Source organism: Komagataeibacter melomenusus (assembly GCF_013155395.1).
Lineage (GTDB): Bacteria > Pseudomonadota > Alphaproteobacteria > Acetobacterales > Acetobacteraceae > Komagataeibacter > Komagataeibacter melomenusus.
The window spans coordinates 1-887 of sequence record NZ_JABJWC010000105.1 but is presented as its reverse complement, the minus strand read 5'-3'; the positions used below and the strand labels follow the sequence as shown (position 1 = coordinate 887).

Annotated in this window: 2 protein-coding genes; both read left to right on the top strand. The window is 59.4% G+C overall.

Annotation, left to right across the window (positions count from 1 at the left end; all coding sequences use genetic code 11):
- The coding region (locus HNW77_RS17230; protein WP_338033805.1) for a cytochrome b at window positions 1-275 on the top strand (275 nt) is incomplete at its 5' end.
- A partial coding sequence (locus tag HNW77_RS17225) for a VIT1/CCC1 transporter family protein (RefSeq protein WP_172159319.1) occupies window positions 265-887 on the top strand: 623 nt, incomplete at its 3' end. The genes HNW77_RS17230 and HNW77_RS17225, both read left to right, overlap by 11 nt.

The following is an 887-nucleotide window of genomic DNA, read 5'->3' as shown; positions in this document are numbered from 1 at the left end:
TAGTCCTGCTGGAAATCCTCCTGGGATATCTGTGGCGATGGGGCAATGGGCAGGCCATGAGTTTCCTGTCCATCCAGATCATGCCGCCCTTTGGCAGGTTTCCGACATCGACAGTCGGCATTCTGCACTGGCTGCACCAGTGGAATGGCTGGCTGATCATCGTGCTTGCCACGGGTCATGCGCTGGCCGCGTGTTTTCATTACTTCATTCTCCGGGACAATGTTTTTCAGAGAATGCTGCTGACAGGGAATGTATCCGATGAATATGGAAAGTAAAATACCGCTGCGCCCCAAAGAAATCCACGCGACCTCCCGTCTGGGCTGGCTGCGGGCCGCTGTTCTGGGGGCGAATGATGGTATCCTGTCAACATCCAGCCTGATCATTGGTGTCGCCAGCGCCCATGCGACACAGGGGAGCATCCTGCTGGCTGGAATTTCCAGTCTGGCTGCCGGGGCCATGTCCATGGCCGCAGGGGAATATGTGTCCGTTAGCTCGCAGGCGGATTCTGAGAAGGCTGACCTCGCCCGCGAAAAAAAGGAGCTTGGCAGTAGCTGGGACGCTGAAGTGAGCGAACTGGCCGGGATATACCGTCAGCGTGGCCTGGATGATATTCTGTCACGCAAGGTTGCCCTTCAGCTCATGAAGCATGATGCACTGGGGGCGCACGCCCGCGATGAACTCGGCATTTCGGACGCGACTGCGGCGCGCCCGGTACAGGCCGCCTTTGCATCGGCTAGCGCATTCTCTTCCGGTGCCATACTGCCCGTGCTGGCAGCCCTGCTGTCGCCAGCCAGCGTGGTCTCGTGGAGTGTATCCGCTGTATCCCTGATTGGTCTGGCGGTGTTGGGAGTCGTGGGTGCGCGTGCAGGTGGGGCCTCACCATGGCG